11 protein-coding genes and 1 tRNA gene are annotated in these 12,125 nt (G+C 65.0%); 9 read left to right on the forward strand and 3 right to left on the reverse strand.

The features are described from left to right. Positions 1-13 precede the first annotated feature (13 nt). Entirely contained in the window at positions 14-1,837 is a 1,824-nt protein-coding gene (glmS, locus tag ACOOE1_RS06345) for a glutamine--fructose-6-phosphate transaminase (isomerizing) (protein ID WP_420405494.1), read from the reverse strand. A gap of 19 nt (positions 1,838-1,856) precedes the next feature. Further along, positions 1,857-3,215: a bifunctional UDP-N-acetylglucosamine diphosphorylase/glucosamine-1-phosphate N-acetyltransferase GlmU gene (gene glmU / locus ACOOE1_RS06350; protein WP_420405495.1), complete on the reverse strand. Its 1,359-nt coding sequence runs from the start codon at positions 3,213-3,215 to the stop codon at positions 1,857-1,859. A gap of 225 nt (positions 3,216-3,440) precedes the next feature. Between glmU and gph the strand changes: the two genes are divergently transcribed. From gph to ACOOE1_RS06380, 6 genes are all read left to right on the forward strand, one after another. Beyond that, the gene (gene gph / locus ACOOE1_RS06355) at positions 3,441-4,112 is read left to right on the forward strand and encodes a phosphoglycolate phosphatase (protein WP_420405496.1); all 672 of its coding nucleotides are present in this window, start codon (positions 3,441-3,443) and stop codon (positions 4,110-4,112) included. A 108-nt stretch (positions 4,113-4,220) separates the two neighbouring features. Then, positions 4,221-4,814 (forward strand): class I SAM-dependent methyltransferase, encoded by a 594-nt coding sequence (locus ACOOE1_RS06360; protein ID WP_420405497.1) that lies wholly within the window; start codon positions 4,221-4,223, stop codon positions 4,812-4,814. Between the two features lie 3 nt (positions 4,815-4,817). Then, a complete protein-coding gene (locus ACOOE1_RS06365; RefSeq protein WP_420405498.1) occupies positions 4,818-6,689 on the forward strand; it encodes a hypothetical protein in 1,872 nt (623 codons plus the stop codon). Positions 6,690-6,710: 21 nt separating this feature from the next. After that, a tRNA-Val gene (locus ACOOE1_RS06370) sits at positions 6,711-6,785 on the forward strand. Positions 6,786-6,950: 165 nt separating this feature from the next. Continuing rightward, on the forward strand, positions 6,951-7,877 hold the full coding sequence (locus ACOOE1_RS06375) for a phytanoyl-CoA dioxygenase family protein (protein WP_420405499.1): 927 nt from the start codon (positions 6,951-6,953) through the stop codon (positions 7,875-7,877). Next, a complete protein-coding gene (locus ACOOE1_RS06380) occupies positions 7,874-8,707 on the forward strand; it encodes a phytanoyl-CoA dioxygenase family protein (RefSeq protein ID WP_420405500.1) in 834 nt (277 codons plus the stop codon). The genes ACOOE1_RS06375 and ACOOE1_RS06380 overlap by 4 nt, the downstream gene beginning before the upstream one ends. Before the next feature lie 26 nt (positions 8,708-8,733). Here the strand turns inward: ACOOE1_RS06380 and ACOOE1_RS06385 are convergent, their stop codons facing one another. Next, on the reverse strand, positions 8,734-9,183 hold the full coding sequence (locus ACOOE1_RS06385; protein ID WP_420405501.1) for a PAS domain-containing protein: 450 nt from the start codon (positions 9,181-9,183) through the stop codon (positions 8,734-8,736). A gap of 193 nt (positions 9,184-9,376) precedes the next feature. Between ACOOE1_RS06385 and ACOOE1_RS06390 the strand changes: the two genes are divergently transcribed. From ACOOE1_RS06390 to ACOOE1_RS06400, 3 genes are all read left to right on the forward strand, one after another. Then, positions 9,377-10,417 carry a cyclase family protein gene (locus ACOOE1_RS06390; RefSeq protein ID WP_420405502.1) on the forward strand — a complete coding sequence of 347 codons (1,041 nt, stop codon included), beginning with the start codon at positions 9,377-9,379 and terminating at the stop codon, positions 10,415-10,417. A gap of 41 nt (positions 10,418-10,458) precedes the next feature. Beyond that, a complete protein-coding gene (locus tag ACOOE1_RS06395) occupies positions 10,459-11,001 on the forward strand; it encodes a DUF4760 domain-containing protein (protein ID WP_420405503.1) in 543 nt (180 codons plus the stop codon). 155 nt (positions 11,002-11,156) lie between these two features. Then, a complete protein-coding gene (locus ACOOE1_RS06400) occupies positions 11,157-12,053 on the forward strand; it encodes a DMT family transporter (RefSeq protein WP_420405504.1) in 897 nt (298 codons plus the stop codon). Positions 12,054-12,125 lie beyond the last annotated feature (72 nt).

Here is a 12,125-nt window from a genome sequence, read left to right on the forward strand (position 1 = left end):
CGAGAGGTAGGCGTTACTCCACCGTCACGCTCTTCGCAAGGTTTCGCGGCTGATCGATGTCGGTGCCCTTCTCCGCCGCGGTGAAATAGGAAAGAAGCTGGACCGGGATCGTGTAGAGGATCGGCGCCACCATCGGGTCGCATTCCGGCAGCTCGAAGGACCATGAGGCGAGGTCACCGAGACGGTCGATCCCGCTCCTGTCGGAGAGCAGGATGACACGCCCGCCGCGCGCCCGGACTTCCATGGCATTACTCGCCACCTTCTCGAACCAGGGATCCATCGGCGCCACCATGATCACCGGCACGCCCTCCTCGAGCAGCGCGATCGGACCGTGCTTCATCTCGCCGGCGGCGTAGCCTTCAGCATGGATGTAGCTCAGTTCCTTCAGCTTCAGCGCGCCTTCCATGGCGATGGGAAAAGACAGTCCGCGGCCGAGATAGAGCACGTCGCGCACCTTGGATATCTCGTGGCTGACCGGCAGATAGCGCTCGGTCTCCTTCAGCACTTCGCCGATCTGGGCGGGGAGGTGGACGAGGCCGTCCATCACAGCATCCAGCTGCTCCGCAGGCGCGGCGCCCCGCCTGCGGGCGAAATCGACCGCGACCGTCAGGAGCGCGACGAGCTGGGTGGTGAAGGCCTTGGTCGAGGCGACGCAGATCTCCGGCCCGGCGAGCGTTTCCAGCACCACGTCGCTCTCGCGCGCGATGGTGCTCTCCGGCTGGTTCACCAGAGCGACGATATGCTGGCCGCCCTCGCGCGCATGGCGCAGCGCCATCAGCGTGTCGAGGCTCTCGCCCGACTGGGAAATGAAGAGTGCGGCCCCGCCCTCGGGCATCACCGGATTGCGGTAGCGGAATTCCGAGGCGATATCGATCTCGACCGGAATGCGCGCCAGGCTCTCGAACCAGTATTTCGCCACCATGCCGGCATAGAAGCTCGTGCCGGCGGCGACGATGGTCAGCTTCGGCAGGGTCGCCGGATCGAACGGCAGGTCCGGCAGGGCGATGGAGCGGTCTGTGCTGCGGTAGTAGTGGAACAGGGTGTAGCCCATCACCTCCGGCTGCTCGTGGATCTCCTTCTCCATGAAGTGCCGATAATTGCCCTTGCCGATCAGCGCGCCGGTCGCTTCGGTCAGCTTCACCGGGCGCTCGACCTTCCGGCCGGTCTCATCCCGGATCTCCGCGCCGGCGCGGCGGATCAACGCCCAGTCGCCGTCCTCGAGATAAGCGATCTTCCGGGTGAAGGGCGCCAGTGCCAGCGCGTCGGACCCGATATACATCTCCCCCTCGCCGTAGCCGATGGCAAGCGGCGAGGCGCGGCGGGCGCAAAGCAGCAGATCCTCCTCGCCGTCGATCATGAGGACCAGCGCATAGGCGCCCGTTACCCGCTCGGCGACCTTAGCCATAGCAGCCTCGGGAGAGAGTCCGTCCTCCAGCAGCTTGTTGAAATAGAGCCCGACGATCTCGGTGTCGGTCTCGCTTTCGGGCACGATCCCGGACGCGGAAAGCTCGGCCGCAAGTTCCTGGAAGTTCTCGATAATACCGTTATGGACGATGCTGACCCGACCGGCGCGGTGCGGGTGGGCGTTGTTCGCCGTCGGTGCGCCATGCGTCGCCCAGCGGGTATGGCCGATACCGATCGAGCCGCCGAGCGGATTGGCATCGATATCCTTCTCGAGATTGAACAGCTTACCCTCGGCCCGGCGCCGTTCCGCCGCGCCTCCGTCGAGCGTCGCGACGCCCGCGGAATCGTAGCCGCGATATTCCAGCCGCTTCAGCGCGTCGACGATATGTTCGGCGACGGGCCGGTTCGCGATCATTCCGATGATGCCGCACATGCGCGGATGGTCCCTTCTTCTAGCTGTCTTTCTTCTTCGCCGCCTTGCGCGCCGCCCGCGTCTCGCGGTAGCGCACGGCGGCTCCCGGTACGACCTTGCGCGCGCCACGCACCGCCACGATGTCGTTCGCGCTCACGTCTTCCGTAACTGTGCTCCCGGCGCCGATCAGCGCACCCTCGCCGATCCGGACCGGTGCCACCAAAGCGGTGTTGGAGCCGACAAAGGCACCCGCGCCGATCTCCGTCAGGTGCTTCTCGAAACCGTCGTAGTTGCAGGTGATGGTGCCGGCGCCGATATTCGCGCCCGCGCCGACCTCCGCGTCGCCGACATAGCTCAGGTGATTGGCCTTGGCCCCATCGCCGAAATGCGCGTTCTTCACCTCGACGAAATTGCCGACATGGACGCCCTCGCCGAGCTCTGCGCCGGGCCGGAGACGCGCATAGGGCCCGATCCGCGCGCCGATACCGACCTCCGCCCCTTCGAGATGCGAGAAGCTCCTGATTTCGACCTTGGGACCGATCTTCACCCCCGGACCGAAGACGCAATGCGGCTGCACCAGGCTGTCCTGACCGATCACCGTATCGAAGCTGAGAAAGACGGTCTCCGGCGCCACCAGGGTCACGCCCTGCTCCATCATCCGGCGACGAAGACGGTCCTGCATCCTTGCTTCGGCGGCGGCGAGACCGGCACGGGAATCGACCCCCATGGTCTCGACCGGATCGATCCAGACGACCCCGGCCCTGCGGCCCTCCTCGTGGACGAAATCAAGCAGGTCGAAGAGATAGAACTCACCCTGCGCGTTATGCGGCTCCAGTCGGTCGAGCCAGTCGAACAGACGGCTGCCATCGACCGCGAGCGCGCCGCCGTTACAGAGCCTGATCTCCGTCTCGGCGTCCTTCAGATCCGGCGCCTCGATGATCTTCTGGAGGTTCCCCGCATCGTCCAGCACCAGGCGGGCGTAGCGGCCGGGATTGTCGTGCTCGAAGCCGAGGATCGCGAAGGCGGCCCCGTCCGGACCATCGCACATCTCCACCATCCGGCCGAGCGTCTCCGGCGTCAGAAGCGGGGTGTCGCCGAACAGCACCAGCACCGTGCCGGTAAAGCCCGCCAACTCCGCCTTCGCAGCGCGCACCGCGTCGCCGGTGCCGCGCGGCGGATGCTGGATCGCGGTCGGGATCGGCGCAATGCTGGCCGCGACCCGCTCCTGGCCCGGCGACAGGACGACGACCCGCCGCTCGGCTTGCAGCGGTTCGGTCGCCGCCAGGACATGGTGCAGCATTGGCCGCCCGGCGATAGTGTGCAGGACCTTCGGCAGGTCCGACTTCATTCTTGTGCCCTTGCCCGCGGCAAGGACGACGACTGCGACGGGATCGTTCATGACTCAACTGTGCTGCGCGTGAAAAACGAGGGTTGACCCTGCATGCGAAAATGCCATAGCGCCCCCGGCCAAGACAGTCACGTTTTCTTACCTTTCACAACAACTTGCCACCCGGTCTCGGTTGGCTCCCTCATCTGGTACCCTTGCCGTGAAAATCGGGCACCGCGAAGGCGGGACGCCATGCTATAGGCAGGGACGTTCCGCAACCTTCCCGGCCGCTTGCCCATGCCCCGCACCCTTTCCGCCATCGTCTTCGATCTCGACGGCACCCTGATCGACTCGGTGCCCGACCTGCACGCCGCCGGCAACCTGCTGCTCGCCGAGCACGGACTCTACCCGATCGACCTCGCGACCGCGCGGTCGTTCGTCGGCGACGGCGGCCAGGTCTTCGTCCGCCGTGCGCTGGCGGAACGCGGCGTGACGCTGGAGACGGCGGGGCTCGTCGCGGCAACGGAGCGTTTCATCGCCCTCTACGAGGCCCATGCGAGCGACCGGACGGTGCCTTATCCGGACGTGCCCGAAACACTGGCGCGGTTGAAGGACAGCGGCCTTCGTCTCGGGATCTGCACCAACAAGCCGGAACGCGCGACCCACAAGGTGCTCGCCCTGCTCGGCCTCGATCATCTCTTCGAGGCCATCGTCGGCGGCGACACGCTCCCGGTCCGCAAACCGGACCCGGCGCATCCGGCCGCGGTGCTTGAGCGGCTCGGCGTCTCGCCGGAGGCGGCCTGCATGGTCGGCGACAACGAACATGATTCGCACTCCGGGCGGACCGCCGGGATGCCCTTCGTCCTGATGACATACGGCTATGCCCGCGCGCCACTCGACGAAATCCCCGCCGACGCCCGGCTCGACCGTTTCCGGGATCTGCCGGACGCGATTGCGGATCTCGCGTAGGCGATAAGACCGCTTCCGCGTTTCTCGGCCCTTCGCGATATGTTAAGTGGCGTGGATGTGAAGAGGCGGGCCGACGATCGGGCGCGGTCAGCCGAGGGGGAACATTTCGTGGCAGATGACCTTCAGAAACTGAATATCGGCTGTGGAACCTCGCCGCGGGACGGATGGGTCAATCTGGACATCATGCCCGGACCGGGTGTCGATCTGGTTTTCGATCTCGAGGCCTGCGCAGGCCTGAAACTGCCCTATGCGGAAGACAGTTTCGGTGAATTCCGGGCCTTTCACATCCTCGAGCATATCCAGAACCTACTGGAACTGATGCAGGAACTGCATCGCGTTGCCGCCGACGGCGCCATTCTCCGCGCCGCCGTTCCCCATATCGGCAGCGATACCTCCTGGGCGGATCCGACGCACCGTCGCGCCATGTCGGCGACAAGCTTTACCTATTTTGCGCAGCCGACTTACACTTTCGCCGATTACGGCTATCGCGGCGATTGGGACCTGCAGAAGATCTATTACAAGATTGGCCGGAAGCGTGCGGGAGCGGATGTCGACAACCTCGACCGGCTGCTCGAACGGGTGGAAATCGAACGCAACATTGTGCGCGAGATGTTCGTGGAACTGCGGGCCGTCAAGCCGGCGCGTGCGCGCGGCGTCGGCAGCATCGCCGACTGCGAGATCGCGTTTCTGTTCGAGGACTGATCCTTGCGGGAGACGGGCCCCGCCACGCTCGCCACGGCCCGGGCCTTGCTGGCCGACGCCGCGTCCGATGCGGATAACGTGGCACGGGCCGACATGATTTGTGCCGGCCTCCTGGAAGATGACGCCTTATCGAGCGACGCGTGGATGTTGCGGGCCATCATCCGCGCGATGCGGAAACAGCCGCCCGAGCCTTTTTTCCGGCGCGCCATGATTTGCGCTCCCGCCGCGTGGCGGGCCTGTTTCAATCGCTGCCGAACGCTCGGCGAGAACGACAAACCGGTCGCTCTCAGGCGCGCGCGCTGTCTGGCTCCGGCGCAGCCGACCATCCTCGACGCCCTGGCGGCCGTGGCCTACGAAGAAGACCGCGGCTCTGTCGAGGCGGAGGAACTGGACAAACGAACCCTGCTTCTCGCGCCCGACTGCGCCTCCCCCTGGGAACGCCGCGCCAGCCGCGCCGCGAAATCCGGCCGGCCGGACCGCGCGCTTGAAATCCTTGCCCGCCTGAACACCCTTCCCGGCAATCACGAAATAGCCTGGCAGCGCATTTCCGCCTGCCTGCCGCCGGGTTTCGACGATCTGGAAAGCCGTGACCGGACCGTCGCGGCACTATCCTCCGCCATAGACGCCCTTGAGGACGCTCCGCCCCTCGCCCGTCCGGAAGTCACGATCAGCGCCGTCCGCCTTTTCTTCCTTGCCTATGCAGGCGTCGATGATACCGAACTGATGCGCCGCTTCGGCTCGGCAACCGCCCGGCAGGTCGCCGCCCGCCCCGCCGGTCGCATGCCCGGCCGGAACGACGCCCAGGCCAGCCCGCTCGCGATTATCTGTGGCTGTACCGGGAAACATTCCGTCTGGAAGGCGATCGGGCGGTGGTGGTCCGAAGCCCTGGCGGAGGCCGGCATCCCCTGCGATCTCTACGATCTCAACGGATTCGCCGAGGCCACGGACCGCGCGCTCTTTGCGCGGGTGCTCTCAGGCCCGATGCCTGTTTCCGCTTGGATCGAGCGGATACGCGCCGGCAAACACAAGGTCATCCTCTTCCCGGAGATCGGCCTCGACCCGCTCGGTCTCTATCTCGCGAACCACCGTTTCGCACCGATCCAGGTCAACAGCTGGGGCCATCCGACGACAAGCGGCCTGCCGCATATCGACTACTACCTGGGCGCCGATTTCATGGATCCTCCGGGAGCGGAGCGCCAGTATACCGAACGCCTGATCCGCCTTCCCGGTCCGGGCGCGGAGATCGGGCGGAACACATTGCCACCGAGGCCGCCGCGACGCTCCGTCCGCCCCACGGCGATCCTCTGCCAGAGCCTCTTCAAGTTCCTGCCCGACTTCGATCCGGTCCTGCTGAGGATTGCCCGCGAGGTGCCGGACTGCCGGATCATCATTATCAGGGCCGCAGACGAAACCACCTCGGACAGGTTCGCCGCGCGTCTTTCCGGGCTATTCGACACGGGCGGAGTCTATCCGGCCGACATTCTGGAGTTCCGCGACCGCGCCGAGCCGGAACAATTCGTCGAGATTCTCCAGTCCGCCGACCTTTATCTCGACAGCCCGAGTTTTTCGGGTTTCAACACCGCCCTGATCGCCCTTCGGGCCGGCCTGCCGGTCCTCACCACCGACGCGTCACGTCTCAGGGCCCGTCTTGCGGTCGGGATCCTGGAGGCAATCGGTCTCGCCGGTGAACTTGCACCGCCGCCCGAGGCCTTTTCGGAACGCGCCGTCACACTCCTGAAGAATCCCGGCGAGGCTTTCCGGCTTGGCTCGGAAGCCCAGCGGCGGCTCGCGAACCATACCGCCGCCCCGCAGCTCCGCAAGGCATTCCTCGATCAGGTCAGAAGCTGGCTTGACAGGGCATGGCGCGCCCCTTAAGACAGCGCTCCACCAAGCGACGGGCGCGTAGCTCAGCGGGAGAGCACTGTCTTCACACGGCAGGGGTCGCTGGTTCAATCCCAGCCGCGCCCACCATTTCTTCCCCGTCCGGAACAGACCAGGCGACGCCTCCGGCTTCGCATACGGGCACTCGTGCCGAAATCGGCCGTTTACCCGCGCGCATTCGGGTCCATAATTCCTCCCAAACAACAAAGTTGCGCCGCTCACCCCAACCGCGGCACACCCTAGGGAGGAAAACCAATGCTCACATCCGACCAGATCGCCTTCTATCGCGAGAACGGCTACCTCATGGTCGAGGACGCGGTGAGCGCCGAGCAGCTCGACCGGCTGCGGGAGATCACCTACGGCCTGATCGAGAAATCCCGCGCCGTCACCGAGAGCAACGCGGTCTACGACCTCGACGAGGGGCACTCCGCCGAGAAACCCCGCCTCACCCGCATCAAGCTGCCGCACAAGCAGGATCCCTATTACTGGGAGGTGCTGAAGAACTCCCGCATGACCGAAGTGCTGACCGACCTGCTCGGGCCCGACACGATGATCCAGACCAGCAAGCTCAACACCAAGGCGCCGGGCGGCGGGGCGGCGGTGGAGTGGCACCAGGACTGGGCCTTCTATCCCCATACCAACGACGACATGCTCGCCTTCGGACTGATGCTGGAGGATGTCGACGCGGCCAACGGGCCGCTGCAGGTGATCCCGGGCACCCACAAGGGTCCGGTACTCTCGCACCATGCGCCGGAGACCGGCCACTTCTGCGGCGCGGTCGATCCGGACGACCCGTTGTTCGACATGGACAAGGCTGTGACGCTGACCGGCAAGGCGGGCGCGATGACGGTGCACCACGTGCGCACGCTGCACGGCTCGGCGCCGAACCTCTCGGACCGCAACCGGCTGATCCTGTTCTACGAATGCCGCGCCGCCGACGCCTGGCCGCTGGTCGGCTCCGGCAGCTACGCCAAGCAGCTCGCTTCGGGCGACATGCGGGCGCTCTGGGAGCATTTCGCCGCCAGCATGATCACCGGCGAGATGACTGTCGAGCCGCGCGCCGCGGCGGTGCCGATGCGTCTGCCGCTGCCGCCCGCGCCCGATGCGGGCTCGATCTTCAAGACGCAGAAGAGCGGGGGAGCACGCAGCGCCTTTGCGCCGCGCGCGGTGGCCGGGACATGAGCGCGCAGGAGACTGCGGCCGCCTCCCCCGTCGCCGACGCCTTCGCCCGCGACGGTTTCGTCTGCCCGATTGCGGTGATGTCCGCCGCGGAGGCGGCGGACTATCGCCGCCGGCTCGAAGCGGCCGAGGCGACATACGGCGGAGACAAGACCTTCCGCAAGATGCTGCGGCGCTATCCGAACCTCGTCCTCCCCTTCATCGACGAGATCACGCGGCGGCCGGAGATCACCGACGTGATCGCGGAGATTCTCGGCCCCGATATTCTCGTGCTGGACGCGCCCTTCTTCATCAAGGAGGCGAATACGAAGAGCTTTGTTTCCTGGCACCAGGACCTGCATTACTGGGGGCTGGAGACAGAGGAGGAAGTCACCGCCTGGGTCGCGCTCTCGCCGGCGACGGCCGAGAGCGGCTGCATGCGCTTCGTCGCCGGATCGCAAAACCGGCGCGTCGACCACCGGGACACCTATGAGGAAGACAATCTGCTGACGCGGGGCCAGGAGGTCGCGGTCACGGTCGACGAGAGCGAGGCGACCGACGCCGCGCTCCGGCCTGGACAGATGTCGATCCATCACGGCCGGGTCTTCCACGCCTCACATCCGAACCGGACGGACGATCGCCGCATCGGCCTCGCCATTCGCTACATCCCGGCGCGGGCGCAGCAGGTGAAAGGCGGCAGCATGGCGGCAATGCTGGTCAGGGGCGAGGACCGCTACGGCAATTTCCGCCGATGCCGGCCGCCGACGGGACTGTTGAAGGAAGCGGATATCGCGCACTGGACGGAGATCGCGGAAGCTAGGAACAAAATCATGCTCGGCGGCGAGAAGAATTGAACGGGAGGCCGCACCGCCACGCGATCCTAGCGTCGGAACGTCCGGTTCTGGTTGCGGTTCGCAAGAACCATCAGGACCAGGAGATGTGTCACGACACCTTGGGCATTGCCAAAAGGCAGCACGACCTCATCATGCTTGATCACATCCCGGTTCGGCCCGACATATTCGACCGGCGTGCGGACCGGGGCCCCGTTCGCCACGGCTTCGCGAAAACTGCGCATAAGCGGTCCGTCGGCCTCGACATGCCCAAGACTCCCCAGAGTCCGGCCTGTGTAGTTCTCGAAGAAAATCGACCGGACCCGTTCACCGATCACCCGGAAACGGAAGTCACGGCCACCTTCGACAACTTCGAAAAACACGATGCTCGGAAGAAGCCTCGGAATGTCGACCGGATCAAACTCCGCACGGAGCGGCAGCCCGCGTCCGTCGCGAAGGCCTTCCCAATAGGCGAGCGCTTCACTGATCGTGTCGTGCATCGGTCATGGCACCGGAAGAGTTCATTCAGAAGGCCTGTAATTTCGACGCCACGCATTAAGAAAGCGATAATGGACACTGCACACTATGTCCCGTTTCGCCCCCGGCCCCCTTGCCAGAGCGGCCGCACCGGCCGAAACTCCCCCTTTCCAGCGCCCGACCGGCGCAAAAATCAAGACCGATAGCGAGGAAGCGATGAGCAAACGGTGGAAGAACCGTCCCGAGGGATCGACCTGGGGTGATTTCGGCGAGGATGACCAACGCGGCCGGATCAACCTGCTGACACCCGAAAAGGTCCGCGAGGGCATCGCCGAGGTGCAGACCGGCGAAACCTTCTGCCTCTCCCTGCCGCTCGACTATCCCGGCAAGCGCCTGCTCAACCCGCGGCGTTTTCCGCCCCGGCATTTCGCCACCTCGCGCGGCGGGCTGGCAAACTTCAACTTCCCGCTCGGGATGAACGACCCGCGGCTGGTCGACGTGGTCTCGGACGATTCCGTGTTGCTCTGCCTGCAATACTCGACGCAGTGGGACAGCCTCTGCCATATCGGCGCGCGTTTCGACGCGGATGGCGACGGCGAGGCGGAGATCGTCTACTACAACGGCTGGCGTGGCGGCGTGGATATCGTCGGCCCGACCTCGGAGCAGCCGGGCAGCGAGCATACCCGCTACGAGGGCACCGAGGCGAAGAGGCTCGGCATCGAGAACATGGCCGAGACCTGCGTCCAGGGCCGCGGCGTGCTGATCGACATCGAGAAGCATTTCGGGCGCGAGCGGACCTACGTCAGTTACGACCAGCTCATGCGCATCATGGAGGCCGACAAGGTCACCGTCGAGAAAGGCGACATGGTGCTGCTCCACACCGCCTTCTCGAAGGTCATCATGGATCTCGAGAAAGAGCCGGACGAGCACACGCTGCATCATGCCTGCTGCGTCCTCGACAGCCGGGACGACAGGCTGCTGAACTGGATCACGGACAGCGGCCTCGCGGCCCTGATCGCGGACAATTACGGCGTTGAGGACCCGCACGCCGAAATCCCCGAGGACGCGACCCTGCAGATGCCCCTGCACCATCATTGCATCTTCAAGCTCGGCGTGCCGCTCGGGGAACTCTGGTATCTGCACGATCTCGCGCTCTGGCTGCGCAGGGCAGGCCGCTCGCGCTTTCTGCTCACCGCACCGCCACTCCGCCTTCCCGGCGTCGTCGGTTCTCCGGCAACGCCGGTCGCGACAGTCTGACCGTATCTTGAGCAAATCCGACATCACGGAAAATTTGCACCATGCCGAAACCGGAAATGCCGGTTGATTTGTTCGACACCCTGTTCGGAGACGGCGGATATGCGACCAGCATATCCGTCCTCCTCGCGCTGTTTATCTTTGTTCTGCAATCCAGACAAAGGCGGGCACAGGACCGGCGCAACCATACCCTGAACATTCTCCTGTCACTGGAGAGCGTCGACCGGCTCTCCAGTGCCGACCGCCGGTTCGCACGCTGGATCAAGACGAATCACAGATTCACGAACGATGATATCAGTGAAGAAGACGAGAACACGATCATCGACCTGCTGGACTTCTACGAGATGATCTGTACCTCCATCTTCATGGAAAACCTGGATTTCAAAGTGACCGACCACTTGCGCGGCGATCCCATGAACGCGGCCTACACGGTGTGTACCGGATACATCCGGGAACGACGAAAGAGAATTGGAAGGGCAAACCTTTACGAGAATCTGGAGAAATTCTGCGAATACAGGGAGCGTTCCGCGCCCTTCCGGTTCGCCGGACGAATTCTTGGCCTGAGGCTGATCCGCAAATTCATCTGAATGCAGCATCGCCGCCCCGGTTCGCCGGGTGATTGCCGCTCGCCCTTCCCGTCCTTTCCGCTGGACAGCGGCAATGGATCCCTGACAATTGGGCCGAGCCGGGAGCAGCGCGCCGATTGTGGCCGGGTAGCGCCGGGACGAGGCGCGACAGCAACATGACAAACGACCGTTTCGGAGCGCGGGAAGACGCCGAGGGTACACGTGCCGGCATCGGCATCATGTTCGCCGTCACCTTCACTTTCTCGGTCATGGACGCTCTGACCAAGATGACGGTCCAGATCTATCCGGCGCCACAGATCCTATGGATCCGCTACATGGTGTTCGCCGGCGTCACCCTGGTTCACGGCCTGCGCCGCCGCGGGCGCTATCTCTTCGTCACCCGCGCGCTCGTACTGCAACTCTCCCGCGGCTTCCTGCTCTCCGGCGAAATCCTCATCTTCATCTTCGCCTTCCGTCATCTGCCGCTGGCCGATGTGCAGGCGATCGCCGCCGCCGGGCCGCTGATCACCACCGCGCTTTCGGTACCACTGCTGCGCGAGCAGGTCGGGATCCGCCGCTGGAGCGCGATCGGCGTCGGCGCCATCGGGGTCATCATCATCATCCGGCCAGGCTTCGCCGATTTCGATCCGATGCTGCTGGTGCCGCTCTTCGGGATCGCGCTCTATGCGGTCTACCAGGTGCTGACCCGCCGGGCCGCGCGCTATGATGATGCTTCGACGACCGTGCTCTATACGGGAGTGACCGGGCTTTTTTCGATGACCTGCGTCGGGCCGTTCTTCTGGGTCACGCCGGACTGGACCGGGCTCGCCATGATGACGGCGATCGGTGTGCTCGGGATGACCGGCCACGGGCTGCTGATCAAGGCCCTGTCACTCGCGCCGGCGAGTGTGCTGCAACCGCTGAACTACCTGATGCTACCCTGGGCGGTGCTCTGGGGCTACCTGATCTACGACGACCTGCCGGACTTAGCGACGGTCATCGGCGCCACCATCGTCGTCGCCAGCGGCATCTACACCTTCCACCGCGAAAGGGTGGTGCGACAGGCGAGCTGAACGGTTTCCAGGCAATAAAAAACGCCGGTCCCCGCTTGAGGAACCGGCGTCTTTCGGACCGTCACGGACCAA

Origin of the sequence: Nisaea sp. (assembly GCF_965216895.1) — a bacterium.
GTDB lineage: Bacteria > Pseudomonadota > Alphaproteobacteria > Thalassobaculales > Thalassobaculaceae > Nisaea.

Bases quoted from the DNA above. Each gene is read 5' to 3' on its own strand.
- glmS (WP_420405494.1), bottom strand. From the start codon at position 1,837: ATGTGCGGCATCATCGGAATGATCGCGAACCGGCCCGTCGCCGAACAT.
- glmU (WP_420405495.1), bottom strand. From the start codon at position 3,215: ATGAACGATCCCGTCGCAGTCGTCGTCCTTGCCGCGGGCAAGGGCACA.
- gph (WP_420405496.1), top strand. From the start codon at position 3,441: ATGCCCCGCACCCTTTCCGCCATCGTCTTCGATCTCGACGGCACCCTG.
- ACOOE1_RS06375 (WP_420405499.1), top strand. From the start codon at position 6,951: ATGCTCACATCCGACCAGATCGCCTTCTATCGCGAGAACGGCTACCTC.
- ACOOE1_RS06380 (WP_420405500.1), top strand. From the start codon at position 7,874: ATGAGCGCGCAGGAGACTGCGGCCGCCTCCCCCGTCGCCGACGCCTTC.
- ACOOE1_RS06385 (WP_420405501.1), bottom strand. From the start codon at position 9,183: ATGCACGACACGATCAGTGAAGCGCTCGCCTATTGGGAAGGCCTTCGC.
- ACOOE1_RS06390 (WP_420405502.1), top strand. From the start codon at position 9,377: ATGAGCAAACGGTGGAAGAACCGTCCCGAGGGATCGACCTGGGGTGAT.
- ACOOE1_RS06395 (WP_420405503.1), top strand. From the start codon at position 10,459: ATGCCGAAACCGGAAATGCCGGTTGATTTGTTCGACACCCTGTTCGGA.
- ACOOE1_RS06400 (WP_420405504.1), top strand. From the start codon at position 11,157: ATGACAAACGACCGTTTCGGAGCGCGGGAAGACGCCGAGGGTACACGT.